The organism is Mesorhizobium sp. M0293 (assembly GCF_040321735.1).
Classification (GTDB): Bacteria; Pseudomonadota; Alphaproteobacteria; order Rhizobiales; family Rhizobiaceae; genus Mesorhizobium.
Map to the genome: position 1 here is coordinate 1 of NZ_JAMYSA010000256.1, position 1,900 is coordinate 1,900.

The following is a 1,900-nucleotide window of genomic DNA, read 5'->3' on the forward strand; positions in this document are numbered from 1 at the left end:
CCGCGCAAGGGATGCAGTCGACCAGCGCCTCCGCCACCTCGATCTCCAGCCGCATCGTTCCCGCACCGACAAGATCGATGTCCTGCGTGACCGCAGCGATGCGTTCACGCACCGCCGGATGACAGTGGCCAAGCACATTGGCGCCGAAGCCGCAATGGAAGTCGGTGTACTGGTGTCCATCGACGTCGTAGAGAAACGCACCCTGCGCCCGGGCAAAGACATGCGGCGCGCCGAGCCTGCGGCTCGGGCTGAGCAATCCGCCCGGCATCACCGCGCTCGCGCGCTCGATGAGTCGGGCGGTGTTATTCTGATCGATCATCGTAATCTCCGTGCATGGCTATGGTTGTCCGCGCTCAGCCGAGCGCTTCGCGGACGGTGGCCTCGATCCCCGCCGCGTCCAGGCGGTAGTGCTTGTAGAGATGCGTTGGCGGCGCAATCAGGCTGTATTCGTCACGGATGCCGTGGCGTATCAGCCGTGCGGGGCTGCCCGCCTCGGCCAGGATTTCCGCCACGGCGCCGCCCAGACCGCCCAGGATATTGTGTTCCTCGATCGTCAGAACGAAGCGGGAGTGAGCCGCGGCAGAGAGCACGGCCTTGGTATCGAGCGGCTTGATCGTATGCATGTCGATCAGTCCGACGGACTTGCCCGCCGCGCGCAGCGCGCGGTAAGCCTCCCTTGAGGGATGGACCATCGAGCCGCAGGCGATGATGGTCAGGTCCGATCCTTCGCCGTGAACGATCGCCTTGCCGAACTGGAAGTCGACGCCGTCGTCATAGACCAGTGGTTCCTGACCGCGGCCAATGCGGAAGTAGATTGGCTGCGCATGATTGACAGACGCCCTGACGGCGGCCGCCAGTTGCGGGCCATCGGCCGGTGCGACGACCGTGAGGTCGGCAATGCTTCGCATAATGGCAAGGTCTTCCGTCGCATGGTGGGAGGTGCCGTAAAAGCCGAGTGAAATACCGGCATGGTGACCGATCAGCCGTACCGGCAGTGCCGAATAGGCGACGTCGGTTCTGATCTGTTCGCAGCACAGCAGCGCCAGGAAAGAAGCGAATGTAGCGACGAACGGCATGGCGCCTGTGCTGGCCATGCCGGCAGCAGCCGAAACCATGTTCTGCTCGGAAATGCCAAATTGCGTGAAGCGTTCGGGAAAGCGTTGCGCGAACCGCACCAGCCCGTTGGAATATTGAAGGTCGGCCGTACCGGCCACGACCGGATAACCGTCTTCGACCAGCTCAATGAGCGCGTTGGCCAGGTAACTCAGGCCAGGCGCGCGCGCGTTGATCTGGCGGTACTGCCAGGAGTTGGTATCGATCGGGCCGTTCATTGTGTTTTGCCTCCACGCTTGATCTCTTCGGCGGCCAAGGCCTCGTCCGATGGCGCGAGATAGCCCAGATGCCAGCCGGGTTCGGTTTCCATGTAACCAACGCCCTTGCCTTTGGAGGTCTTGGCAATGATGCAGACGGGCCGGGTGCGGTCTGCCTCGGCCTTCAACTGTCGCAGCAGCGTCGCGAGAGCGACGACGTCGTGCCCATCGACCTCGTGCACCTGCCAGCCGAACGCCGCCCATTTGTCGGCCAACGGTTCGATGCCGATGATGTCGTCGACCTGCCCGTCGAGCTGGTATCCGTTGCGGTCGACGATGGCGATCAGATTGCCGGCCTTATGGTGGGCGGCGGAGAGCGCCGCTTCCCAGACCTGGCCCTCCTGCATCTCGCCGTCACCGAGCAGGACATAGACATCGAAGCGCCGGTTGGCCGCACGGCCGCCAAGCACCATGCCGAGGCCGCCGGACAGGGCATGGCCGATCGAGCCGGAGCTGAAATCGACGCCGGGCACCTTGCGCATGTCGGGATGATCGCCAAGCGGATTGCCGAGCCGGGTATAGCCGTCGAG

At 63.9% G+C, this 1,900-nt stretch carries 3 protein-coding genes; all 3 read right to left on the bottom strand.

Going from position 1 to position 1,900, the window contains the following annotated elements:
- On the bottom strand, positions 1–319 hold a 319-nt coding region (locus NKJ06_RS35250), incomplete at its 3' end, for an aminotransferase class III-fold pyridoxal phosphate-dependent enzyme (protein ID WP_352812533.1).
- A gap of 34 nt (positions 320–353) precedes the next feature.
- Positions 354–1,331 carry a transketolase family protein gene (locus NKJ06_RS35255; RefSeq protein ID WP_023814388.1) on the bottom strand — a complete coding sequence of 326 codons (978 nt, stop codon included), beginning with the start codon at positions 1,329–1,331 and terminating at the stop codon, positions 354–356.
- A partial coding sequence (locus tag NKJ06_RS35260; RefSeq protein ID WP_352812535.1) for a transketolase occupies positions 1,328–1,900 on the bottom strand: 573 nt, incomplete at its 5' end. The genes NKJ06_RS35255 and NKJ06_RS35260, both read right to left, overlap by 4 nt.